At 66.3% G+C, this 22,920-nt stretch carries 23 protein-coding genes; 6 read left to right on the top strand and 17 right to left on the bottom strand.

What is annotated here, in order from left to right:
• Nucleotides 1–15: 15 nt before the first annotated feature.
• From EBS11_RS06145 to EBS11_RS06135, 3 genes are all read right to left on the bottom strand, one after another.
• Nucleotides 16–1,281, bottom strand: coding sequence for a diguanylate cyclase (locus EBS11_RS06145; protein WP_290601334.1), 1,266 nt, complete (start codon nucleotides 1,279–1,281; stop codon nucleotides 16–18).
• Nucleotides 1,278–1,853, bottom strand: a complete 576-nt coding sequence (locus EBS11_RS06140; protein ID WP_290601333.1) for a YfiR family protein — start codon at nucleotides 1,851–1,853, stop codon at nucleotides 1,278–1,280. Before EBS11_RS06140 ends, EBS11_RS06145 begins: the two co-directional genes overlap by 4 nt.
• A gap of 194 nt (nucleotides 1,854–2,047) precedes the next feature.
• Nucleotides 2,048–3,700 carry a Na+/H+ antiporter gene (locus EBS11_RS06135; protein ID WP_290601332.1) on the bottom strand — a complete coding sequence of 551 codons (1,653 nt, stop codon included), beginning with the start codon at nucleotides 3,698–3,700 and terminating at the stop codon, nucleotides 2,048–2,050.
• A gap of 190 nt (nucleotides 3,701–3,890) precedes the next feature.
• Here EBS11_RS06135 and EBS11_RS06130 point away from each other — a divergent pair, with 190 nt between their 5' ends.
• The 4 genes from EBS11_RS06130 (at nucleotide 3,891) to EBS11_RS06115 (ending at nucleotide 8,858) form a co-directional block, all read left to right on the top strand.
• Nucleotides 3,891–5,192, top strand: a complete 1,302-nt coding sequence (locus tag EBS11_RS06130; RefSeq protein ID WP_290601330.1) for a cytochrome c — start codon at nucleotides 3,891–3,893, stop codon at nucleotides 5,190–5,192.
• Between the two features lie 16 nt (nucleotides 5,193–5,208).
• Nucleotides 5,209–5,679, top strand: a complete 471-nt coding sequence (locus EBS11_RS06125) for a (2Fe-2S)-binding protein (protein WP_290601328.1) — start codon at nucleotides 5,209–5,211, stop codon at nucleotides 5,677–5,679.
• A complete protein-coding gene (locus tag EBS11_RS06120) occupies nucleotides 5,672–8,002 on the top strand; it encodes a molybdopterin cofactor-binding domain-containing protein (protein ID WP_290601327.1) in 2,331 nt (776 codons plus the stop codon). Before EBS11_RS06125 ends, EBS11_RS06120 begins: the two co-directional genes overlap by 8 nt.
• 190 nt (nucleotides 8,003–8,192) lie before the next feature.
• A complete protein-coding gene (locus EBS11_RS06115) occupies nucleotides 8,193–8,858 on the top strand; it encodes an alpha/beta hydrolase (protein WP_290601326.1) in 666 nt (221 codons plus the stop codon).
• Nucleotides 8,859–8,865: 7 nt separating this feature from the next.
• On the opposite strand, the gene fghA is transcribed toward EBS11_RS06115, so the two are convergent.
• The 5 genes from fghA to EBS11_RS06090 all read right to left on the bottom strand — a co-directional run bounded on the left by fghA (nucleotide 8,866) and on the right by EBS11_RS06090 (nucleotide 12,050).
• Nucleotides 8,866–9,735 (bottom strand): S-formylglutathione hydrolase, encoded by an 870-nt coding sequence (gene fghA / locus EBS11_RS06110; protein ID WP_290601325.1) that lies wholly within the window; start codon nucleotides 9,733–9,735, stop codon nucleotides 8,866–8,868.
• A gap of 56 nt (nucleotides 9,736–9,791) precedes the next feature.
• Nucleotides 9,792–10,655: an NAD-dependent protein deacetylase gene (locus EBS11_RS06105; protein ID WP_290601323.1), complete on the bottom strand. Its 864-nt coding sequence runs from the start codon at nucleotides 10,653–10,655 to the stop codon at nucleotides 9,792–9,794.
• A 50-nt stretch (nucleotides 10,656–10,705) separates the two neighbouring features.
• Nucleotides 10,706–11,377: a signal peptidase I gene (gene lepB, locus EBS11_RS06100; RefSeq protein ID WP_290601322.1), complete on the bottom strand. Its 672-nt coding sequence runs from the start codon at nucleotides 11,375–11,377 to the stop codon at nucleotides 10,706–10,708.
• A 179-nt stretch (nucleotides 11,378–11,556) separates the two neighbouring features.
• Nucleotides 11,557–11,802 carry a hypothetical protein gene (locus EBS11_RS06095; protein WP_290601321.1) on the bottom strand — a complete coding sequence of 82 codons (246 nt, stop codon included), beginning with the start codon at nucleotides 11,800–11,802 and terminating at the stop codon, nucleotides 11,557–11,559.
• Nucleotides 11,799–12,050, bottom strand: a complete 252-nt coding sequence (locus tag EBS11_RS06090; RefSeq protein ID WP_290601320.1) for a hypothetical protein — start codon at nucleotides 12,048–12,050, stop codon at nucleotides 11,799–11,801. Before EBS11_RS06090 ends, EBS11_RS06095 begins: the two co-directional genes overlap by 4 nt.
• A gap of 242 nt (nucleotides 12,051–12,292) precedes the next feature.
• On the opposite strand from EBS11_RS06090, the gene EBS11_RS06085 reads away from it, so the two are divergent.
• Nucleotides 12,293–12,685, top strand: a complete 393-nt coding sequence (locus tag EBS11_RS06085; protein ID WP_290601319.1) for a VOC family protein — start codon at nucleotides 12,293–12,295, stop codon at nucleotides 12,683–12,685.
• A gap of 1 nt (nucleotide 12,686) precedes the next feature.
• Here EBS11_RS06085 and EBS11_RS06080 read toward each other — a convergent pair whose 3' ends face one another.
• Nucleotides 12,687–13,271 (bottom strand): DinB family protein, encoded by a 585-nt coding sequence (locus EBS11_RS06080; protein ID WP_290601317.1) that lies wholly within the window; start codon nucleotides 13,269–13,271, stop codon nucleotides 12,687–12,689.
• Between the two features lie 162 nt (nucleotides 13,272–13,433).
• Between EBS11_RS06080 and EBS11_RS06075 the strand changes: the two genes are divergently transcribed.
• The gene (locus EBS11_RS06075) at nucleotides 13,434–14,420 is read left to right on the top strand and encodes an HDOD domain-containing protein (RefSeq protein ID WP_290601316.1); all 987 of its coding nucleotides are present in this window, start codon (nucleotides 13,434–13,436) and stop codon (nucleotides 14,418–14,420) included.
• 39 nt (nucleotides 14,421–14,459) lie between these two features.
• Here the strand turns inward: EBS11_RS06075 and EBS11_RS06070 are convergent, their stop codons facing one another.
• The 8 genes from EBS11_RS06070 to EBS11_RS06035 form a co-directional block, all read right to left on the bottom strand.
• Nucleotides 14,460–15,161, bottom strand: coding sequence for an ABC transporter ATP-binding protein (locus EBS11_RS06070; RefSeq protein ID WP_290601315.1), 702 nt, complete (start codon nucleotides 15,159–15,161; stop codon nucleotides 14,460–14,462).
• Entirely contained in the window at nucleotides 15,154–15,867 is a 714-nt protein-coding gene (locus EBS11_RS06065; RefSeq protein ID WP_290601313.1) for an ABC transporter ATP-binding protein, read from the bottom strand. Before EBS11_RS06065 ends, EBS11_RS06070 begins: the two co-directional genes overlap by 8 nt.
• Nucleotides 15,860–16,834 (bottom strand): branched-chain amino acid ABC transporter permease, encoded by a 975-nt coding sequence (locus EBS11_RS06060; protein ID WP_290601312.1) that lies wholly within the window; start codon nucleotides 16,832–16,834, stop codon nucleotides 15,860–15,862. The genes EBS11_RS06065 and EBS11_RS06060 overlap by 8 nt, the downstream gene beginning before the upstream one ends.
• Nucleotides 16,831–17,703, bottom strand: a complete 873-nt coding sequence (locus tag EBS11_RS06055) for a branched-chain amino acid ABC transporter permease (RefSeq protein WP_290601311.1) — start codon at nucleotides 17,701–17,703, stop codon at nucleotides 16,831–16,833. Before EBS11_RS06055 ends, EBS11_RS06060 begins: the two co-directional genes overlap by 4 nt.
• Before the next feature lie 100 nt (nucleotides 17,704–17,803).
• The gene (locus tag EBS11_RS06050; RefSeq protein WP_290601309.1) at nucleotides 17,804–18,970 is read right to left on the bottom strand and encodes an ABC transporter substrate-binding protein; all 1,167 of its coding nucleotides are present in this window, start codon (nucleotides 18,968–18,970) and stop codon (nucleotides 17,804–17,806) included.
• Nucleotides 18,971–19,073: 103 nt separating this feature from the next.
• On the bottom strand, nucleotides 19,074–20,615 hold the full coding sequence (locus EBS11_RS06045; protein WP_290601307.1) for an AMP-binding protein: 1,542 nt from the start codon (nucleotides 20,613–20,615) through the stop codon (nucleotides 19,074–19,076).
• 11 nt (nucleotides 20,616–20,626) lie between these two features.
• Nucleotides 20,627–21,781: an acyl-CoA dehydrogenase family protein gene (locus EBS11_RS06040; RefSeq protein WP_290601306.1), complete on the bottom strand. Its 1,155-nt coding sequence runs from the start codon at nucleotides 21,779–21,781 to the stop codon at nucleotides 20,627–20,629.
• A gap of 55 nt (nucleotides 21,782–21,836) precedes the next feature.
• On the bottom strand, nucleotides 21,837–22,661 hold the full coding sequence (locus EBS11_RS06035) for an IclR family transcriptional regulator (protein WP_290601304.1): 825 nt from the start codon (nucleotides 22,659–22,661) through the stop codon (nucleotides 21,837–21,839).
• Nucleotides 22,662–22,920 lie beyond the last annotated feature (259 nt).

Raw genomic sequence — 22,920 nt, 5'->3', positions numbered from 1 at the left:
TGTTGCTCCTTGCGGTCAGGGGTGAGTGTGGGGCAGGCGCGCCACCTGGCGCGTGCCGCGCTGGGCCTGCTTGGCGCGGTACATGGCTTCGTCCGCCGCGCCCACGAGCGAGGCGGCGTCGATGGCGTGGTCGGGAAAGACGGCCACGCCGATGGTGAGGGAACTGACGATGCTGTTGCCCGTGGGCAGTTCGATGGCTTGCGCCATGGCGGCGATGATGTTGTCGGCGATGTGCATGGCATCGCTGCTGTTGCGCAGGGGCTTGAGCAGGATGGCGAACTCGTCGCCGCCCAGGCGCGCCACCAGGTCGCCTTCGCGCAGCTGCTGCTTGATGCGCGCGGCGATCGTCACCAGCACGCGGTCGCCCGAGGCGTGGCCGAAGGTATCGTTGATGTACTTGAAGCGGTCGCTGTCGAGGAACAGCACGGCCACCTTGCCATTGCCGACGCGCGCTTCGATGATGGCGCGTTCCAGCTCCGCTTCCATGAAGGCGCGGTTCGACAGGCCCGTCAGGCTGTCGTGGTTGGCGCGGTGCGACAGCGAGGCGTTTTCCTTCTGTAAATGGCTTTGCCATGCTTCCAGTTCGTCGAGCAGGGCGTTGAAGTCGTCATTGATCTGGTTCAGCTCGGCAATGTTGGCCGGCGGCACGCGCAACTCGAACGAACGGTCGCGCCGCACGCGGTGCGCCGTTTCCGCCAGGTGGCGCAGGGGCGCCGTGATTTCCGTTTCCATGCGGCGCGACAGGCGCACGGCGACGATCAGGCTCAGCGCCAGGCAGGCCAGCAGGCAGGACAGGCCGCTGAGCAGGAAGGGCAGCAGGCTGCGGCTGTGCGGTATCAGCTTGATGCTGCCGATCACCTGTTCATCGTGGGCGATGGGGAAGGTCAGCGAGTCGGGCAGCATCCAGCCCGTCAGGGTGCGTTCGATGAAGTAGCGCGTGCCGTGCTCGCCCCGTTCCCAGCGGGCCAGCACCTTGCCATCCCGGTCGCTGACCTGGGCCTGGTCGATGTCTTCATTGACGCCGATCAAGGCCAGCGCTTCCTTGGCGGCCATGGGGTCGCCGAAGACGACGGCCGCTTCCACCGTGTAGCTCATCGAGCGCGCCACGAGGCGCAGGTTCTGGTCCGAATACACGCGCAGGGCCAGCAGCGCCACGGCCGTCAGGGTCAGGCCGGCCGCCAGCACGGCGATCAGCGACACGCTCAGGTGGGCGCGCCGCAGCACGCTGTCGAGCGTGGGCCGCGGCAGGCGGGCCAGCTTGCCGTTCAGGCGCGCGTTCATGGCTGAGGTCCCTTGCGACGTGCAATTTGCAAGGCGTTCGGATGCACGCGCAGGCCGCTGCGGGCGATGGAGTCGAGGTTGACGTCAAAGCCGATCTGCGCCTCGGTCAGGCGCAGGCAGAACATGGTGCCCACGGGGCAAGCGGCCCCCGGTTCGCTGACGGACAGGATGGGCTTGCCAATGATCTGCGCCAGAAGCTGGTCGCGCTCGCTGTCGGGTAGGCTGCCCATGTAGACGACGTCGCATTCGTTGACGGCGCCGGCCGCCGGCTGGACCTTGACGCGGATGCGCTGGCCCACGCTGGATGCTGGCTTGTCGACGATGGCCGAGCCGTAGTGGGGCGCGCCCACCATGCAGACGCGCACTTCGGGGCGCGCCACGGGCCAGCGCACGTAGCTGATGATGCCGAACAGGACCTGGGCCACTTCGGCAGGGCGCCTGGCGTCGGGCGCCGCGCTGCCCTGGGCCCACGCGGCCTGCGATGCCAGCACGGTGCAGGCAAGCGCCAGCAGCACGGCGGCAAGCAGGGCGGGCGGCGCGGCGCGCTGCCGGTGGCAAGGGGAAGAGGGCACGGCGTCGTGTGTCTTTATTCAGGTCGGGTTGGCTACGCGTATTGCTACTCATCAACACAGACTGTACGGAACTGCGTGCGGAAAGTAAATCGCTGATGCCCTATAACCTTGCATTATAAACACTAATGCAAAAACTTGCATTCTTTGCCATGAGAATGTCCCGGCATCATGAAAAATACCGGGCCGGACTGTCTCTATTCTTCCAATGTCGCTTCCAGCAGGTCGATTTCGCGCAGCAGGCGCAAGTGGATGGTGTCATCCAGCTCGCCCGAGATGCGGCGGCGGAACAGTTCGTCCCGCTCCGCATTCAGCGCTTCCAGGCGCAGCGCCCGTTCGGCCTTGGCCAGTTCCTGCATGCGCGTCGCTTCGTCGTTGCTGCTTTCGCCATACGCGAGGCGGCGCCGGTAGGCTTCGATCAGGCGGTTGGCCGCTTCCGTGACGACTTGCTGCTTGCCATCCTTGTCGATGCCGGCGCAGACTTTTTCCAGCCGCGCGATGGCCGCTTCGGCGGCGGCGGCGCGCGCATTGCGCTCTTCCGTGGAACGCCGCGCGGGCGGGGCGAACACGAGGCCCTTGGTCAGCAGGGGCAGGGTGACGCTGGCCAGCAGCAGCGACAGCAGGATCACGCCCATGGCCAGGAAGATGACGAGGTCGCGCGCGGGGAAACGGTTGCCGTCAGGCAAGAACAGGGGCAGGGTCAGGATGCCGGCCAGCGTCAGCGCGCCGCGCACGCCCGCGAACGAGGCCACCAGCAGCAGGCGCAGGCTGGGACGCGCCAGCAGGGCCGCTTCCTTCGATTCGCCCGCTACTTTCTTGTTGTGTTTGAACAAGGTCAGCTTCATCGAGATGAAGACCCAGACGAAGCGCATGAAGGTCAGTCCCACCGTGATGGCGACGACGAACAGGGGCAGTTTCCAGGCGCTGCCGGCGCCCACTTCGATGGAGGCGGCGGGCAGGCCGGCCACGGTGGCAGGCAATTGCGCGCCCAGCATGACGAAGATGGCGCCATTCAGGACCAGTTGCACGGTATCCCACACGGCCTTGCGCTGCGTGCGCGTGGCGGCCAGGGGACGGCCGATCAGGTCGGCGTAATGCATGGACACGCCCGCCGTGGCGGCGGCGAGGATGCCGGAACCGTGGATCTGCTCGGCGCCCAGGTAGGCGGCAAACGGGATCAGGATGCTGATGAGGATCTGCAGGCCCGGCTCTTCGCCAACCTTGCTCACCAGCCATTTATTCGCCAGGCCCACGCCCCAGGAGATGGCCAGGCCGATGACGATGCCGCCGCCCGCTTCCTGCAGGAAACTCAGCGAGGCGGCGCCGATGGAAAAGCCGCCCGTCATCATGGCGCCCACGGCAAACGTGAAGCAGACGAGGCCGGAAGCGTCGTTCAGCAGCGATTCGCCTTCCAGGATATGCATCAGGCGCGGCGGGATCGGGTTGCCGGCCGCGATGGCCGACACGGCCACGGGGTCCGTCGGCGACAGGATGGCGCCCAGGGCGAAGGCGACGGCCAGGGGCACGCTGGGGATGAGCCAGTCGATGAAGAAGCCCATGCCCAGCACGGTAAACAGCACCAGGCCGATGGCCAGCATCAGGATGGAGCGCGCATCGGAAAAGAAGGCGCCCTTGGGAATGCGCCAGCCGTCGAGAAACAGCAGGGGCGGAATGAAGAGCAGGAAGAAGATGTCGGGATCGAGCGGCACTTGCACGCCGAACATGGCCAGGCCCGTGCCGCCGGCGATCTGGATCAGGGGCAGGGGCAGCTTGACCCAGCGCGAACGGGCGATGAAGCCGCACAGGACGACGGTCAGGACCAGGATGAGGATGATGGTAACGGTATGCATGGGGGGCAGGAAGGCGGGGAGCGTGCTGAAAAGGTGATTATAAGGGGCAGCCCGCTGATGGGGCCGCCTGCGTGTCATTGCGTACATACAACAAGTCACAATCGCGGTAAGATTGTCATTGTGGCCCTGTTGCCGCCGCCAGCCGCTGGCGGCAGGGTCCGCCTTGCTTTCACTCTGACGGGTCCCTGTTTTGTTCAAAAAGATTTTCACCGGCCTGCTGCTCCTGCTCGCCCTGCTCATTGCCGCGGCGCTGGCCGCATATTTATATTACTGGCGTCCCGCGCTGGCACCCATCGACCCGCCCGCCGCCACGGCGTTTTCGCCGCAGGTGGTGGACAAGGGCCGCATCCTGGCCGGCATGGGCAATTGCGCCGCCTGCCATACGGCCACGGGCGGCGCAGCATTTGCGGGCGGCCACGGCCTGGCCACGCCGTTTGGCACGATTTATGCCACGAATATCACGCCCGACCCGCAGACGGGCATCGGCCGCTGGTCGCTTGCCGCCTTCCAGCGGGCCATGCGCGAAGGCGTGGGCCGCGACGGGGGCCACCTGTATCCCGTCTTTCCCTACACGCATTTCAACGGCGTCTCGGACGGGGACCTGACGGCCCTGTACGCCTACTTCATGACGCGTCCGCCCGTGTACGCCGTGGCGCCAGCCAATACCGTGCCCTTTCCCCTCAACCTGCGGCCCCTGCAGGCGGGCTGGAAGTTGCTTTACTTCAAGCCTGCCAGCTACCGGCTGGACCCTGCGCAAGGGCTGGACTGGAACCGGGGCCGCTACCTGGCCGAGGGCCTGGCCCATTGCGCCGCCTGCCACACCCCGCGCAATGCGCTGGGCGCCGAGATCGCCGGCGCGTCCTACCTGGGCGCGGCCATCGACCACTGGTATGCGCCGCCCCTGACCAGCGCCAATACGGCGCCGCTGCCGTGGACGCGCGAGGAACTGTATGCCTTCCTGCGCACGGGCGCGACGGCACTGCACGGCGTGGCGGCAGGACCCATGTCGGCCGTCGTGCACGAGGGCATGGGCGCGTCGCCGGACAGCGACATCCGCGCCCTGTCCGTGTATTTTGCCGGCGTGGCCGGCGCTGACGGGCGCAAGGTGGATGCCGATGCCGTGATCGAGGCCGGCATCACCCGCTCGCAGCGCGTCAGCCTCGTCGACAACGACCGCGGCGCCAGCCTGTACGTGGCCGCCTGCGCATCGTGCCACTCGAACAGCAACGGCCAGCCCGTGGCATGGCGCCCGGAACTGAGCCTGAACAGCGCCGTCAGCGCGCCCGACCCTGCCAACCTGGTGCAGGTGATCCTGCACGGCATCGGCAAGGACGCGGGCATGCCCGGCGTGCTGATGCCCGGTTTTGCCGCCTCGCTGACGGACAACGACGTGGCCCAGCTGGCGGCCTATTTGCGCCGCAGCCGCAGCCACCAGCCGGCCTGGACGAACCTGGAAGCGGCCGTGGCGCGCGCGCGTGCCGCGGGCCAGTAATTATTGAAAGTTTCTTATGTATACAATTACCGTGAATGGCCAGCCTTTCGGCACTGAGGTCGATGGCGAGACGCCCCTGCTGTGGGTGCTGCGTGACGAAGCCCATTTGAAAGGCACCAAGTTTGGCTGCGGCATCGGCATGTGCGGCGCCTGCACCGTGCACGTGGATGGCCGCGCCATGCGCTCGTGCATCACGCCCATTTCCGCCGTGGCCGGTTCGGCCATCACCACCATCGAAGGCCTGTCGCCGGACGGCACGCACCCGCTGCAAAAGGCGTGGATCGCCACGCAGGCGCCCCAGTGCGGCTATTGCCAGTCGGGCCAGATCATGCAGGCGGCCACCTTGCTGAAAGACTATCCGCAGCCGACGGACGCGAACATCGATGCCGTCATGAGCGGCAACCTGTGCCGTTGCATGGCGTACGTGCGCATCCGCAAGGCCATCAAGCTGGCGGCCGGCATGCAGGCGGAGGCGCCGCATGCTTGAGTTTCCAGGCAAACTGCCGAAAGAGGGCGGCGCCGGCCGTTCGCCCTCGCCGGGCCGGCGCGGCTTCCTGATCGCCGCCGCCGGCACGGGCTTTACGCTCGCCTTCCTGCGCGCCGACAGCTCCCTGGCGGCCGGCAAGGGGGCGCAGGCGCCGCAGGCCAGGGCGACCGCGCCCGTGTTCGATCCCAGTATCTGGTTCCAGATCGACCGCGACGGCATGATCACCGTCAATATCGCCAAGGCGGAAATGGGCCAGCATATCGGCACGGCCCTGGCGCGCATCGTGGCCGACGAGCTGGAAGCGGACTGGAGCAAGGTGCGCCTGCATTACGTCGACACGGACCCGAAATGGGGCTTGATGGTGACGGGCGGCAGCTGGTCCGTCTGGCAGAATTTCGATCCGCTCAGCCGTGCCGGCGCGGCCGGACGCATCGCGCTGGTCGAGGAGGGCGCGCGGCTGCTGCGCGTGCCCGTGTCCGCCTGCCATGCGAAACTGGGCGTGGTACATGGCCGCGGGCGCTCGATCAGCTATGGCGAGATCGTGCGCCGAGGCAAGCTGGCGCGCCAGTACACGCCCGCGCAACTGAAGGCCATCGTGCTCAAGACGCCGCAGCAGCGCAGCCTGATCGGCCAGCCCGTGCAGGCGCTGGACATCCCGGCCAAGACGAATGGCACGGCCGTGTACGGCATCGATGCGCACGTGGACGGCATGCTGTACGCGAGGCCGAAGATCCCGCCCACGCGCTACGGTTCGAAAGTGGTGTCCATCGACGACTCGGCCGCGAAAAAGGTGCCGGGCTACCTGCACTCGGCTGCCCTGCAGGACCCCAGCGGCACCGTGCCCGGCTGGGTCATGGTGTATGCGCAGTCGTACGCCGCCGCCCTGCGCGCGGCCGACCTGGTGCAGGTGAAATGGCGGGCCGGTGCGGCGTCGCACGTGTCGGAGCAGGATATCCTCGGCTATGCGGGCAAGCAGCTGGCCGATGCCACCCTGGGCGCCCGCGTCGTCGACGATGACGGCGTGGAGCAGGCGTTCAAGGATGCCAGCCTGAAGCTGGAACGCCACTACACGACGAGTACGGTACTGCATTTCCAGCTGGAACCGGTGAATGCGCTGGCGCAGGAAATCGACGGCGTCTGGCACATTCACGCGGGTAACCAGTGGCAGTCGCTTATTTTGCCCGTGCTGGCCCAGGCCTTGAAGGTGCCGGAAGACAAGGTCATGCTGCATACCTATCTGCTGGGCGGCGGCTTCGGCCGGCGTTTGAACGGCGACTATTGCGTGCCGGCCGCGCTGGCCGCGCAAGCCGTGGGGCGGCCCGTCAAGATGATCTGCACGCGCGCCGACGATGCGCGCTTCGATTCGCCCCGTTCGCCCTCGGTGCAGCATGTGCGCATGGCGTTCGATGCCGCCGGCAAGGTGTCGGCCATGGTGCACGAGGCGAGCGCGGGCTGGCCCACCCAGGCGATGATCCCCGCCTTCCTGGCCAAGGACAAGGACGGCCACCCGTATGACCCGTTCGCCATCGCCGGTGCCGACCACTGGTACACGGTGGGCGCGCAGCGCGTGCGGGCCGTGTCGAACGACCTGGCCAACAGCAGTTTCCGCCCCGGCTGGCTGCGTTCCGTGGGGCCGGGCTGGACGAATTGGGCTGTGGAAAGTTTCATGGACGAGGCGGCGCAGGCGGCGAAGGTCGATCCCCTGGCCTTCCGCCTGTCCTTGCTGCAGGCCACGGGACGCAACGCGGGCAGTGCGCCGAATGCCGTCGGCGGCGCCGCGCGCCTGGCCCACGTGCTGCGGCGGGCGGCGGAAAAGGCGGGCTGGGGCACGGCCATGCCGCCCGACACGGGCCTGGGCATCGCCGCCACGTTCGGCCAGGAACGCGACATGCCCACCTGGACGGCCTGCGTCGCCAGGGTCAAAGTGGACCGCAGCACTTGCATGGTGAAAGTCGAAAAACTCACGATGGTGATCGACGCGGGCACCATCGTTGATCCGGACGGCGCGCTGGCGCAGGCGGAAGGGGGCGCCCTGTGGGGCGTGAGCATGGCCCTGCATGAAGGCACGGCCTTCCTGAACGGGCAGGTGAAGGATACCAACCTGAATACCTACACACCCCTGCGCATGGCCGACGTGCCCGAACTCGATATCGAGTTTGTTGTCAGTACGGCAACGGCGACGGGCCTGGGCGAGCCGCCCACCACGGCCGTGGCGCCCGCCATCGGCAATGCCATCTTTGCCGCCGTGGCGTCGCGCGTGCGGCATCTGCCGATCCGCCCGGAAGCCGTGCTGAAGGGGCTCGACCGGCACGGCGCCGTCTGACCTCGCCGCGTGGCCTGCCATGCGCGAACGGCCGCATACGGGGCCGCGCAGGAACGGCCGCAGGCTGCTACACTGAGGACTGCCGCTGCGGGCATGCATTCATGCCCGTCCCGGCAAGATCAGCTGGACCACCAGCCCGATAGCCGGCGCGACAGCGCGGCTACAGACCAGCCCGATAGCGGAGGCAGCCATGCAAGAACAATTTGTCAGCATTACGGCGGATGAACTTCAGATGGACGGCGTGCTTGAATTGCCGGAACGCCCGGTGGGCATCGTCCTGTTTGCCCATGGCGCCGGCGCCGATAGCGACTATCTGGGCGCTTCCAGCCATGCCACGTCCCAGGATTTCCTGCGGGCAGGCATCGCCACCTTGCGCTTTGACCAGGCCGGCGTCGGCCCTGGCGGCGGCAGCAATGGCCATGCCTACTTCGTGCGCAGCGATATCGTCCTGCTGGCGCGCCAGCTGGAAAAGGCCCTGGGCTGGCTGCAGGTGGACCCGTCCACGCGGCGCCTGCCCTGCGGCCTGTACGGCTACGGTACCAGCGCGGCCGTCGTGATGCAGCTGGCGGCCTGGCGCAGCGCGGACATCGCCGCGCTGGCCGTCTGCGATGGCCAGGTGGAAATGGCAGGCAAGGCGGCGCTGGAAAACGTGCGCGTGCCTTCCCTGCTCATCGTGGGCGGGCGCGATCCCGACGTGGCGGGACTGAACCGCATGGCCTTTGCCACCTTGCGCTGCGACAAACAACTGGAACAGATCGCCGCGCCCGGCGGCCCCGACACGCGGCACCAGGCGGCCGTGCTGGCCACGGACTGGTACACGCGCCACTTCAACGGGCATACCAGCACGGCGCTGTAGGCACCGTTCAGGGAAGGGTGCGCAGATTGTGCGCATGGAAGCGCAGATGCTCTTCCATGAAAGTGGCGATGAAGTAATAGCCATGGTCGTAGCCGGCCTGGCGGCGCAGCTGCAAGGGCTGGCCCGCGTCGCGGCATGCCGCCTCGAACACTTCCGGATACAGTTGATCTGGCAGGAATTTGTCGGCCAGGCCCTGGTCGATCAAGATGCCGTTAGGAAATAGCGCCGGCTTGCCCGACAGGCTGCGCATCAGCGCGCTGGCGTCGTACTGCTGCCAGCTGGCAGCGTCGCTGCCCAGGTAGCCCGTGAATGCTTTCTTGCCCCACGGACATTGGCTTGGCGCGGCGATGGGGGCAAAGGCGGACACGGAACGGAACAGTTGCGGATTGCGCAAGGCCAGCACCAGGGCGCCATGGCCGCCCATCGAATGGCCGAAAATACCCGTGCGCTGCGCGTCGATCGCCAGTTCCTGCTCCAGCAGGGCGCGCAATTCCAGGATGTAGCTGTACATGCGGTAGTGGCTGCTCCATGGCGCCTCGGTGGCATCGACGTAAAAGCCGGCGCCCGCGCCGAAATCCCAGGCATCCGTCTCGCCCGCGATACCCGCGCCGCGGGGGCTGGTGTCGGGCGCGATCAGGATCAGGCCTTCCTCGGCCGCCACGCGCTGGGCGCCGCCCTTGATCATGAAAGTTTCTTCGGTGCAAGTCAGTCCCGCCAGGTAGAACAGGGCGGGGCGCCTGGCGGTAGCCACGGCACCGGGGACGGTGTCCGGAATGAAGGCCGAAAAACGCATGGGCAAGCCGATGGTTTGCGCGTCGTGGCGATAAAAACGTTGTACGCCGCCAAAACAGGCGTGTTCACTCAACAGTTCCAGCATGAATTCTCCTCGTCAATCCCACAGTATAGCCAGAGCGGCATGCCGCCGGGCGCGGATCAGCCCAGCATGGCCGCTAACGCTGGCAAGATGTCCTGTGCCGGCGCTTCCGTCTTGAACGCGAGCAAATGATCGGCGCGCGTCATGCCCAGGTTGATGGCGGCCACGGGTTTGCCCGTTTCGGCCGCCATGCGGCACAGGCGAAAGCTGGAATACACCATGACGGACGAGCCGATCACCAGCAGGGCGCCGGCTTCGCGCATCTTGCGTTCGGCCTCGGCGGCCCGCGCGGCCGGCACGCCGTCGCCGAAGAACACCACGTCCGGCTGCAGGGTGCCGCCGCAGTGCGGGCAGCGTGGTACATGGAAAGTGGCCAGCTGCGACGGCTCCAGCAGCGCGTCGCCATCGGGCGCCGGCGTGGCCGTGGCGCCCAGCAGTTGCGGATTGTCGTGTTCCAGCATGTCCTGGATCGTGCTGCGTGGAAAGTCGGCGCGGCAAGCGAGGCAGACGACGGCATGGATGCTGCCGTGCAGCTCCGTCACGGCCGTGCTGCCCGCCTGCTGGTGCAGGCCATCCACGTTTTGCGTGACGAGGCTGCCAATTTGCCGGCGCTGCGCCAGCCGGGCGATGGCCAGGTGGCCGGGATTCGGCGCGGCGCGCGCCAGGACCGGCCAGCCCACCATGCTGCGGGCCCAGTAGCGGCGCTGCACGGTTTCCTGGCGGCGAAAATCGGGTCCCTGCACGGGCGCATTGCCGCGCCGCACGCCGTCCGGGTCGCGGTAGTCGGGGATGCCCGACGCCGTGCTGATGCCGGCGCCCGTCAGCAGCAGCGCATCCGGGTGGCGCTGCAGGAATTGGGCCAGCTGGTCGAGGGCATGGTGCGTGCTGGCGGGCCGCTGGCTGGCGAGGGAAAAGGTGGACATGATGCGCCATGCTAACCGAAAAGCACGGCGCCGTTGCGAGGCGACGGTTTTTATTCCAGCTTCATGCCGAAGCGCTGCAGGCGGGGCTGCCAATGCTCCTGGATGTTGGCCGACACGAGGATGCGTTCAGCCTTGCCGATCAGCAATTCACGGGGCACGAAGCCGAAATAGCGCGAATCGGCGCTGTTGTCGCGGTTGTCTCCCAACATGAGGAAATGGTCGGCCGGCACCGTCACGGGGCCGAAGCTGCGCGCCGCGCCGGTGAGCTGCGGCAAGACCTGGATGCGGTGCTGCTCGGTACTGTTGCGTTCGCTGATGCGCTGCGCCGTCAACTGGCCCAGCTGGGCGATGGTTTCGGGCGCCGTGTCGAGCGCCGTGTACAGGGCGGGCTGGCCGTTGATGACCAGCTGTTCGTTGCGCATTTCCACCGTATCGCCGGGCAGCGCGATGATGCGCTTGATCAAACGCGTACCATCTTTCGGCGAAGAAAAAGTGACGATGTCGCCCCGCTGCGGCTCGCCCAGGCGCTGCAGCACGATATCGGTCAGCGGCACTTTCAGGTTGAAGGCCAGGCGGTTGACGAAGACCACGTCGCCTTCGAGCAGGTTGGGGCGCATGGACGCCGACGGGATCGGATTCCAGTCCGCCACGGCCGTGCGGAACACGCCGAACAGCAGCAGAAACATCAAAAAGCCTTTGTTGGCGCGCATCCAAGTTTTCATCGTGTCTCGCTTTCGGCCTGTGCCTGTGATCGTTGGGAAAGGCGCCAGCGGTGCTGGCGTCCTGTTCACGATGCACGGCGAGGCTGAAGCCAGTCTTAAATGGGGCGGCAGCGCAGGCAAAAGGCAGGCATGGCGTGCGCGATGGCGTGACTGCTGTTGCGTGAACGCATCATCCTGCCTCAGGGGGGCTGGCATGGCGCATGCGTGTCGTCGCTGCCGTTCTGCAGGCGCTTGCCGTGCATGTCATCCCACAGCTCGCCCAGCGCCACCAGCAAGCCGCCGGCGACCAGGGGGATGGCCACCAGCCAGGGAAGGCTGTCGAGCCAGGGACCCAGCAGGATGGCCGAGGCCACGGCGATGACGATGGCGCTGCTCCAGAAGCGGCGCGGATGCTGGAGCGTGAACAGGTAGCGAAGATCGTTCATAAATCCTCCTTGGTGAGCAGGCGGAACAGCCGGGCGGCCAGGATGCTGCTGACGGCAACGACGATGCAGCCATCCAGGAAAAACCACACCTTGCCGACCAGGTGCATGCCCTGCACGAGATAGGCGGGCAGTGCCTGCGCTTCCGCCCACTGCGTCATGCGTGCCAGCACGATAGCGGCGAGAAAGATGGCGACGGCCAATGTCAGCACCAGCAGCACATGTTCGAACAGGCGTCGCCGCAATTTCATGTTGGACTTGGCAAGGTTTGGAAGATTCCCGAACCTTGACGTTAGCAGTCCACTATCGTCCGGCTTTGCGCTGGCACAAAGTCGCGGCCGATAGGGTAGCAGTCGCGTGGGTGCCGGGAAATGCGGCTTTTCAGCCCGTGGCGTTGCCGTTGCGCCGCATGGCGGCTGCTCTGAAGGAGGGGCGCCTTATAATCAGGCGGCGCACCCTGGCGCGTACCCGATCGAACTCACGAAGGAGCGGCATGCTGTCCCATATTTGCCTCGGCACCAACGACTTTCCCCGCGCCTACGCGTTCTACACGGCCCTGCTGGCGGAGCTGGAGCTGGTCGAAAAATTTCATGACCCTAGCAAGCCCTGGGCCGGCTGGATGAAGCAGGACGCGCCGCGGCCCCTGTTCGTGCTGGGCGCGCCCCATGACGGCTTGCCGGCGACTCCCGGCAATGGGCAGATGACGGCCTTGCTGGCGGCCAGCCGCGCCCAGGTGGACCGCTGTTACCAGGCCGCGCTGGCGCAAGGCGCCGCCTGCGAGGGGCCGCCGGGCCTGCGGCCCCATTATCACGCCCATTATTATGGCGCCTACTTCCGCGACCTCGATGGCAACAAGCTGTGCGTCTGCTGCCACGGCGAGGAATAGGTCAGCGCAGGCCCCAGATGTCGTCTTCCGTCCAGCCCAGTTCCGCAAAATCCTGTGCCCGTTCGTCCGCTTCGCCGGCGCAGAAGAATTCATCGAGCTGCGGCGGCGCCACGCGGGTGCCGGCCAGCATGGCGTGCACCTGGCCCCGGTGATGGATCTGGTGCTGGAACAGGTGCGCCAGCAGGCGCAGGCGCGTGTCGACTTGCGGCGTGTCGCGCAGGATCGTCACGGGCCGCGCCAGGTCCGCATCGCACAGGCTGCGGCAATGCGCGATGAGGCGCGCATCCGAGGCGCGCTGCGCCGCATGCAGTGCGGCGCAATCGCTGAACGGTTCGTCCTGTGCAAAGAAGACATAGCAGTCCGGATGCGGCGCGTCGCCGCGCAGCTCGCGCTCGAGCGCATCGAGATAGAACCAGTCGCAGGTGAGGATGTGATTCAGGGTGAACTGGATGGTGGGGAAGAAGCTGACCCGCGTGGCCTGGAATTCGGCGCCGGTCAGCTGCCCGCACGCTGCCAGCAGGCGGTGGTTGGCCCAGGCGTTGTTATATGCCTGGCTGGTGACGTAGCGGGCCAGCATGTTGCTCATGATTTTCCTTGCAAAAGCAGGGGGACCTGCGGGAGCACTACTGTAGCAGCTTGCGGGCGGAGGACGAGGCTGCTCACGCCTGCCGCGCCGGTGCGGCCGGCATCAAGTAAAATCGCGGGGCGGATGTCGCGATAATGATGCATATAAGGCAGTATTGGCAAAATGGGCTGGATAGGAAAACTACTCAACGGCGGCGACGCAAAAAACAAGCCGGCGCCAGCCACCACGGCGGCGCAGCCCGAGGCGGCGCGGCAGCCCGCCACCAGCGCTGAAATCGATGCCGTCTATTACCGCTGGCTGGCGGCCGCGGGGGCGACGCAGGCTGCGCCACAGGAGGAACAGCAGATTCTGGACGCATTGATGCGCCTGGCCAGTGAACCGGTCGCCGGCGCTGCGCTGGTGCCGCGCATTCCGGCCATCATCCCGCAGCTGATGCGGACCTTGCAGGACGAAAACATGAGCGCGGCCGAGCTGTCGCGCCAGCTGGCCCAGGACGTGCCGCTGGTGGCCGAGGTCTACCGTGAAGCAAACCGGCCCTGCTACCATTCGCGCTACAACGCCAGCCCGTCGATCAACAACATGGAAGGCGCCATCATGCTGCTGGGGCAGAACGGCATGCGCATGCTGCTGGCCCGCGTCGCCTTCCGCCCCATCGTCAGCATGCAGAGCGGCGGGCTGACCATCCGCACGGCGCCGCTGATCTGGCGCCAGTCCGAGAAATGCGCGCTGGCGGCCAACCTGCTCGCGCCTGCGCTGCAGGCCAACGCCTTCGACGCCTATCTGGCGGGACTGATGGCCAATGTGGGCCTGGTGGTGGCGTTCCGCCTGATCGACCAGATGCATGCGCCCGATGCCTTGCCGCAGTCGGACGCCTTCATTGCCCAGGTGTTTGCGCAAGCGCGCATCCTGTCGGCACGGATCGCCGAATTGTGGGAGTTCCCGGAGTCCGTCACCCGCGCGATTGGCCAGGCCGATGCCCACGCCGATGCCGATCCGCAGGCGCTAGCGCTGGCGCAGGGCGAGCGCTTGAGCAAGCTGCGCATACTCGTTGATACGGGCCGCTTCCCCGCCGACGATCCCTTCGTGACGGCAGGACTGGGCAGGGGCGACCTGCAGGTGTTCGACAAACTGGCCGACGACGGGGATTGACGGCCGCCGGCCAGTCAGGCCCCGCGCCGGGCGAGCCGCTCAGCGCGCGAAATACAGGGCGTGCAGGTGCTCCAGGTCGACGTCGGCGGCGGCCTGCGACAGCGCCACCTTGCCGCTTTGCATCAGGTAGACGTGATCGGCCACGCCGACGGCGCGCGCCGTGTTCTGCTCCACTAGAATGATGGTGCGCCGGCCGTCGTTCAGGCGCGCGAGGATCTCGAACAGCTCGTTGACCACCAGCGGCGCCAGGCCCAGCGACGGCTCGTCGATGATCAGCAGCGACGGGTCCGACATCAGCCCCCGCGCCATCGCCAGCATCTGCGCCTCGCCGCCGGAGAGGGAGCCGGCCAGCTGGCGGCGCCGCTCGTGCAGGCGGGGAAACATGGCGTAGGCTTCGGCCAGGCGGGCCGGCATGTGGCTGCGGTGTTCCTTGGGGAAGGCGCCCATGATCAGGTTTTCTTCCACGCTCATGTCGCGGAAGGTCATGCGCCCCTCGGGGATCATGGTGACCCTCGCGTCGCTCATCTTCCACGTGGGCGTGCCGTTGATGGGCGTGCCATCGAGCGTGATGCTGCCCGCGCCCACGGGCAGCAAGCCCATGATGGCGCGCAGCAGGGTCGTCTTGCCGGCGCCGTTCGGGCCGATGATGGTGGTCAGCTTGCCCTGCGGGATGGACAGCGACACGTCCCACAGCACGTTGATGGCGCCGTAGCCGGCGCGCAGTTTATTGACTTCAAGCATGCGCGGCTCCCGTATAGCTTTCGATGACGGCCGGGTCGCGGAACACGCAATCGGGCGTGCCGTCGGCGATCAGCTGGCCAAAATTGAGCACGGCCACGCGCTGGCACAGATTGCTGATGGTTTCGATATCGTGCTCGATCATGACGATGCCCACGCCAAACTGCGCATGCAAATCCTTCAGCATGCCCATGAAGCGGCGCTTGCCGTTCGTTTCCAGGCCCGCCAGCACTTCGTCGAGCAGCAGCAGTTTGGGGTTGGTCGCCAGCGCCTTGGCCACTTCCAGCGCCTTCAGTTCCGTCAGCGCCAGTTCGCTGGCCGCGTCGCGCTGCGCCTTGTCCAGCAGGCTCGTAAATTCCAGGATGGTGTCGATCTTGTGCATGTCCACCTTGCCCGTGCCGAAGCGCTGCGCCACGACGAGGTTTTCGCGCACCGTCAGTTCATGCATGGGTTGCGGAATCTGGAAGGTGCGGCCCAGTCCCAGGCGGGCGCGCTGGTACATGGGCGTGGCCATGATGTCGCGCCCCTCGAAGCGGATGCTGCCGCCGGTGGGGCGCACCAGGCCGGAAATGGCGTTGAACAGGGTGGTCTTGCCGGCGCCGTTCGCGCCCACCAGGCCGATCACGTCGTGGCTGCCCACCTTCAGGGTGACGGAATCGACGGCCGTCAGGCCGCCAAAGCGCACGGAGACATTATCGAGTTCAAGCATGTGCTTTCTCCTTGGCGTTGAACGCGTTTTTCAGCCATTTCTGCAGCAGCGGCAGCAGGCCGTTCGGGCTGAAGACGATCATCGCCACCAGCAGCACGCCCAGCACCAGCTGGTGCCCGGTGGGGATCAGCGACTTGAAAATGAGTTGGTCGACGAGGTAGACCACCACGGCGCCCAGCACGGGGCCGAGGATGGTGCGGTAGCCGCCGAAGATGGCCGCCACGATGGGCAAGGTCACCCACAGGCTGTTGAAGGCGTAGTCCGGTTCGAGGAAATTGATGTAATGGGCGTTGAAGGCGCCGAACAGGCCCGCCATGAAGGCCGACACGAGCAGCATGGCGCCCTTCAGCAAGGTGCTGTTGACGCCGACGACGCGCGTGGCGTCTTCGCTGTCGTGCATGGCGCGCAGGGCGATGCCGTAGTGGCTGGCGCGGATGCGGCTGTAGGCGAAGGCGCATGCCACCACCAGGGTCAGCACCACCAGGTAGGCGCCCGTCTTGCTGGCCAGGTCGAAGCCGAGGACGGCGGGCAGGGCCGGGATGTTGTTGATGCCGCCGGCGCCGCCCGTGACGGAACTCCATTCCGTGGCGAGGATGCGGAAGATATGCGCGTAGGCGAGGATGGCCAGGGCAAAATACGGTCCGCGCAGGCGCAGCACGGGCAGCATGATGACGGCGGCGATGGCCGCGCCCGCGCCGCCCAGCAGCATGGCGGCAAACACGGGCACGCCCAGTTTGACGGTGGTCAAGGCGGAGACGTAGGCGCCCACGCCGAAGAAGGCCGCATGGCCGAAGCTGACCATGCCGCCCAGGTTCCCCAGCAGGGCCCAGGACATGGCCACGCCGCCGATGATCAGGGCCGCCACCACCATGCTCATGACATACTGGTTGGCGCCCAGCGCCAGCGGCACGGCGACATACGCGGCCAGCAGCAGGCCCGCCGTTGCAATGACTGTCGAACGCTTCATCCGCGCCTCCGTTGTGCGCCGAACAGACCGTTCGGCATGATGAACAGGACCAGCAGGAACAGCACCATGCCGGACAATTCCTGCAGGGCGGAGCTGGCCAGGGTGACGGTCAGCGCTTCGGCCACGCCCAGCAGCACGGCGGCGATCAGCACGCCGGGGATGGAGCCGATGCCGGCCAGTACCGTGATGATGAAGGCTTTCACCGTCAGCGCGCCGCCGTAGGCCGGCTGGATCACGCCATAGCTGAACAGGGCCACGCCGGCGAAGGCGGCCAGGATGCCGGCGACGAGAAACGACACCAGTTCCGTGCGGCCCGGGTCGATGCCCATCAGCTTGGCCGCGTCGCGGTTGCTGGAGACGGCGCGCACGGCGCGGCCATACCAGCTGGTGGACAGCCAGCGCCACAGGGCCGCCATCAGCACCAGGCTGACGCCAAAGAAGATCACTTCGCTGCGCATGCTGAAGAAAGGGCCGATTTCAAAGCCTTCCTGCAGCCAGCTCGACGACGTGGAGCGGATGTCGGCCTTCCATACCAGCAAAATGAAATTGGTGAGGATGACGCCGATGCCGTAGGTGAGGATCAGCGAATTGATTTCACGGTCTTTCCTGATGCGGCTGACGATCAGGTAGACGCCCACGGACGTCAGGCTGACGATCACCAGCGCGATGGGAATGGCGAACATGGGACCCAGGCCCAGGCCGGATTCCACGCTGTAGGCGATGTAGGCGGCCAGCAGCACCAGTTCGCCGTGCGCCAGGTTGATCACTTTCATGGTGCCGAACACCAGCGCCAGACCCAGCGCGATGAGGGCATAGGAGCCGCCCTGCAGCAGGCCCGAATACAGGGCCTGCAAGATTAATTCTGTCATGTCGTCATCCCGTCAGGCAGGCCGGCGCATCGCGCGCGACGCGTGGCGCTGCCGTTCATCGGTGCGTGCCGTGGCACGCGCGTGTGCAGCGGGAGGCTGCTTACCAGGGCACGGCGGGGTAGTTCAGCTTGCCCGTGGCGTGTTCCTTCGGCCAGACGATCACCACCTTCTTGTCCTGGTGCTGCGCCATGCGGTGCACGAAGTTCTGGTTGTCGCCATTGGCGGCGAACTGCACCCGGCCGATCAGGGTTTCGCGGTCCGTCTTGCGCATTTCCTCGGCCACGCCGCCCTTCTTGAGCGTGCCCTTGTCGGCCGCGCGCGCGATGGCCTCGAACAGCAGCATCGACTGCACATAGCCGAACTGGCCCAGGTAATCCGGTTCCTTCTTGTACAGCTGCTTGTAGGCGTCGCTGAAGGCCTTGCCGTCGGCCGTCTTGAATTCCGTGGGGAAGGGCAGCAGGGCCGTGCCGAAGACGTTCGGCATCAGGTCGGGGAAGTCGGCCGCCATCTTCGGCGTGGCCAGCGACCACACGCCCACCATGGCCTTGATCTTCGGCTTGAGCACGCGGGCGGCGCGGATGATGCCCACGTAGTCGTTTTCATAGCCGACCATGGCCACCACTTCGGACTTGTCCTGCAGCTTGATCTTGTTGATGATGGGCTTGAAATCGGTAATGGCCGGGTCGAACGAGTGCGTCGTCACCTTCACGCCCCTGGCGGCCAGGGCCTTTTCCACATCCTTCGCCAGGCCCGTGGTGGCATCCTTGGTCGAATACACGATGGAGACGGACTTGGCACCCACGTCGGCAAGCAGGCCCAGCATGGCTTTTTCGTAGCCGGCCGTGTTATTGATGCGGAAAAAATTCTTGCGCCCGCTGGCCACCAGGCTGTCGTCCACGCCGCCCGAGGTGATGTAGACGAGGCCCAGCTTGTTCGCCGTGTCCGAGGCGGGCGAGATATTGTTCGAGCCGTAGCCGCCCGTGATGGCCACCACGCCCTGGCTGGCCAGCTTTTCCACGGCGGCGATGGCCTTGGCCGGCGCCGATTCGTCATCGACGGTGACGATCTTGATCTTGTGCTTGCCGTTGGTCTTGTTGAACACTTCGGCCGCGACCATGATCCCTTCCTGCATGCCGGCGCCGACGCGCGCCAGGTTGCCCGTCAGGGGGATTTCCGCGCCGACGAGGAATTCGTCGGCGCTGGCCTGCGTCATCCAGGCGCCGGCAATCAGTGCTGCCATGGCGATGCGTGTGTATGTGCGTTTCATCGTGTCTCCTCCGGTGATGTGGCCGGCGCCAGGATCGGCGCCGGCGAAGCTGCCCGCGTGGGTTTTATTGTCGGGTCTCTTGAAACCAACTGCAATGCTGAATTTACTGCCTTTCCTGGGCCATCTGCCGCAGTTGTCCTTTTAATATCTTGCCGGTGGCCGCCGCCGGCAGGGCTTCCATGACGATGATGGCCGACGGACATTTGTAGGGCGACAGGGTGTGCGCCAGCCAGGCTTGCAGGGCTTCCACCGTGGCGGGCTGGCGCTGGTCGATTTCGACGTAGGCGATGACGTCTTCGTTGCCGTCGGCCAGGCTGCGCCCCACGACGGCCGACTGCACCACGGACGGGTGGGCGTTCAGGGCCGTTTCCACTTCCAGCGGATACACATTGAAGCCGGAGCGGATGATCAGTTCCTTGGTGCGTCCCACGATGAACAGGGCGCCATCGCGCTCCTGGCGCGCCATGTCGCCCGTGTTGAGCCAGCCGCCGTCGCGCATGGTGGCCGCCGTCATGGCCGGTTCGCGGTAGTAGCCGGCCATGACGTTCGGCCCGCGTATCCACAGTTCGCCCGCCTCGCCCGGCGCCACGTCGACGCCGTCGAGGCTGACGACGCGCACTTCCACGCCGGGAATCGGCGTGCCGACGGAATCGTCCATGCGCGGCGCTTCCAGGCGCGTCTGGCTGATGGTGGGCGCGCTTTCCGTCATGCCGTAGCCATTGTGCAGCGCGGTGCCCAGCAGCTTTTCCACGTCGTGCTTGAGCGACGGCGCCAGCGGCGAGCCGCCCGCATACGCAAAGCGCAGCCGCGTGGGCAGCGGCGTATCGGCGCCGCCCAGCGTTTGCAGCAGCTTGGCGTACATGGCGGGCACGCCCTGCACGATGGTCAGCTCGTCGTCCTTCAGGGCCGAGAGCAGGCCGTCGACGGAAAAGCGCGGCACCAGGTACAGGGCGGCGCCCGCATACAGGGTACCCAGGGCCACGGAAGCGAGGCCATATACGTGCGAAATGGGCAGCACGCCATAGGCGCGGTCGCTGCGCGTCAAGCCCCGCAAGGTGCTGGAGACGGCGGCGATGAACAGCAGGTTGCGGTGCGTCAGCATCACGCCCTTGGACTGACCCGTGGTGCCCGTCGTGTAGATCAGCGCGGCCACCTGCTCGTTGCCGGGGACGCAGGCTTCCGCGATGGCAGCGTCGTTCAATTCGCCCGCCAGCAGCTCGCCCATGCCTTCGACGGTGACGGCGCTGGCCGCGCCCAGACGTGCGGCGTGCGCGGCCGCTTCCGGCGAAGCGCCGGCCAGGAACAGCACGCGCCGGGCGCTGGAATGCCCGGCGATGGTGTCGATCTCGCGCGCCGACAGGCGGGCATTGACGTTGACGATCCAGGCGTCGATGCTGGCGGCCGCGAAGATCAGCGCCACCTGCAGCGCGCCATTCTCGCCCACCACCATCAGGCGGTCGCCGGCGCGCACGTCCAGCTCGCGCAGCAGCCGTGCCGCATTTTCCACACCGTGCTGCAGCTGGGCGTAGGTCCAGCTGCGGCCGTTTTCATGCAGCGCCGGCGCGTGGGGCGTGCGCGCGGCCCAGTGGGCGGGAATGGCCGACAGGCGCGCCGGCAAGCCGGCCAGCAGGGCGGGAATGTCCATCGCGGCCTCCTTCACTTTTGCGCTGCCTTGATCATGTTGCGGGCGATGACGATCTGCTGGATCTGCGTCGTGCCTTCGTAGATGCGGAACAGGCGCACGTCGCGGTAGAAGCGCTCGGCCGCGTATTCGCTGATGTAGCCGGCGCCGCCGTGGATCTGCACGGAGCGGTCGGCCACGCGGCCGCACATTTCGGAGGCGAACAGCTTGCAGCACGACGCTTCCGTCGAAATGTCTTCCTTGTTGTCGCGCCGGCGCGCGGCGTCGAGCACCATGCTGCGCGCCGCGTAGATTTCCGCCTTGCTGTCGGCCAGCATGGCCTGGATCAGCTGGAATTCCGCGATGGGTTGGCCGAACTGCTGGCGCTCCATGGCGTAGGCCAGGGCGTCGGCCAGCATGCGTTCGGCCGCGCCCACGCAGACGGCGGCGATGTGCAGGCGGCCTTTGTCGAGCACCTTCATGGCCGTCTTGAAGCCCACGCCTTCCTTGCCGCCGATGAGGTTCGCGGCCGGGACCCGGCAATTTTCGAAGATGACGTCGCAGGTGTGCGCCCCTTGCTGGCCCATCTTTTTATCGATTTTTCCCAGCGAGAGGCCGGGCGTGTCCTTTTCCACGATGAAGGCGGAAATGGCCGAGGCGCCCCGCTTGACGGGGTCCGTGCGGGCCATGACGGTGAAGATGCTCGCTTCGGGCGCATTGGTGATGTAGCGCTTGCTGCCGTTGAGGATATAGAAGTCGCCGTCGCGCACGGCCGTCGTGCGCAGGGAGGCCGCGTCGGAGCCGGAACCGGCTTCCGTCAGCGCGAACGAGCCGATGATCTCGCCCGCCGCCAGCTTGGGCAGGTAGTACTGCTTTTGCGCTTCCGTGCCGTCGATGACGATGCCTTGCGAGCCGATGCCGTTGTTCGTGCCGATCAGCGAGCGGAAGGCGGGCGAGGTGCGGGCGATTTCAAAGGCCACGCGCACTTCCTCTTCCATGCTCAGTTCCAGGCCGCCGTAGGCTTCCGGGATGGACAGGCCGAACAAGCCCAGTTCGCGCATCTGCGCCACGATGGCGGGCGGGATGGTGTCCGTTTCGGCCACCAGCGCCTCGTTCGGCACCAGCACGTCGCGCACGAAGCGGGCAATGCTGTCGAGCAGGATGTTCAGGGTTTCTTCGTCGCGTATCATCGGATTGATTCCTTGGCGCTGTGATTGGAGCTGTGATTGAGAGGGGGCGCGCAGTCTACCCGCGGCCCAGGTTTTTTTCCACTGTCTTGACGAGGGCCACCAGGCGCGGTCCCAGGTCGGTTTCGAGTTTTTCGCGCGACAGCAGGAAGGCGGGGCCGCCGCAATTGAAGGCCATCACCTGTTCGCCATCGGCACCCAGCATGGGCACGCCCACGGCATGTACGTCGTTCTGCCATTCGCCGGCCGAGATGCAAAAGCCCCGGTCCTGGTAATCCTTGAAGCCTTGCTCGATGCCGGCCTTGATGCGCGGCCAGCGCTCCGTCTCGTGCACGCGCGCATGGTCCATCAGGTAGTCGCGCTCGGCCTGCGGCAGGATGCACAGCAGGGCCTTGCCCATGGCCGTCGTCATCAGGGGGATGCGCGAGCCGACGTCGAGGCGCAGGGTGACGTTGGCGCTGCTGCGGCACGTCTCCACGTAGACCATGCTGAGGCGGTCGCGCGTGCCCAGCGAGACGGAGGCCTGCGCATGCTCGGCCAGTTCTTCCATCAGGGGGCGCGCCATCTTGCGCACGTCCAGGTTCGACAGCATGCGGTAGCCCAGGGCCAGCACGCCGGCGCCCAGCTGATACTTGCCCAGGCTGTCCGAGTAATTCAGGTAGCCCAGTTTCGTGAGGGTATAGGTCAGGCGGGAGATGGTCGGTTTCGGGATGGCCGTGCGCTTGGCCATGTCGGCGTTCGACAGGAACACTTCGCCGGGACGGAAGCAGCGCAGCACTTCCAGGCCCCGCGCCAGCGCGTTGACGAACTGGCGGTCCTTGCCTTCCTCGTCGTCGCTGAAGACGATGAGTTCCGGATCCGCTGCGGCTTGAATATTTGTCATATTTGCATTCATTTTCAGGCTCCCTGGAAATCAGTTTGCCTAGCCCTCATCCGGCTGTCAATCGTTTTGTGAAACATTCGTTCGCACAGCGAAATGCTGCGATGCGGGAAAAATGCGGGAAAAATTGACTTGCGCGCGCACTTTCGGCCTTGTCGCTTGAGCATCGCTATATACGTCTGTATATTGCGCTGTTGGGTGACGGCCGCCGCACGGGTGGCCGCTTTTCTGAATATCGCTATATAAGACGATATACAACGAG

This window comes from Janthinobacterium sp., assembly GCF_009923995.1.
Lineage (GTDB): Bacteria > Pseudomonadota > Gammaproteobacteria > Burkholderiales > Burkholderiaceae_D > Janthinobacterium.
Note: the sequence above shows the minus strand (reverse complement) of the source record. Positions and strands in the feature narration are given on the sequence as shown.